Origin of the sequence: Mycobacterium simiae (assembly GCF_008370645.1) — a bacterium.
GTDB classification, from domain to species: Bacteria; Actinomycetota; Actinomycetes; order Mycobacteriales; family Mycobacteriaceae; genus Mycobacterium; species Mycobacterium simiae_A.
Genome location: NZ_VTZN01000626.1, coordinates 1 through 290 on the forward strand (window position 1 = coordinate 1; position 290 = coordinate 290).

1 protein-coding gene is annotated in these 290 nt (G+C 71.7%); it reads left to right on the plus strand.

The window, feature by feature from the left end; genetic code table 11:
• A partial coding sequence (locus tag F0Q45_RS27165; protein ID WP_188113225.1) for a hypothetical protein occupies positions 1-290 on the plus strand: 290 nt, incomplete at both ends.

Here is a 290-nt window from a genome sequence, read left to right on the forward strand (position 1 = left end):
GTGCGGGTGCTGACCGGTCCACGGTGGAGGCTTGGCGGCCGCGACCTTGCCGAGCTGTGGCGACGCGCCCTGACGCTGGTGGGAGGCCCGCGCCCAGGCGAGTCGGGCGCACCGGAGTCGGTCGCGATGGCAGCCAGTCCGGACGCGGACAACCCATGTCTGGCCGACGCGATTTGTGACCCGGGTCCGGCCCGTTGCTACTCGGTCGCGGGCTATCAGCGCATTGGCGCGCTGGCCGCCGAGCTGAACGCGCTGCGCGGTCAGCTGGGTCATTCGTTGCCCGACTTGGT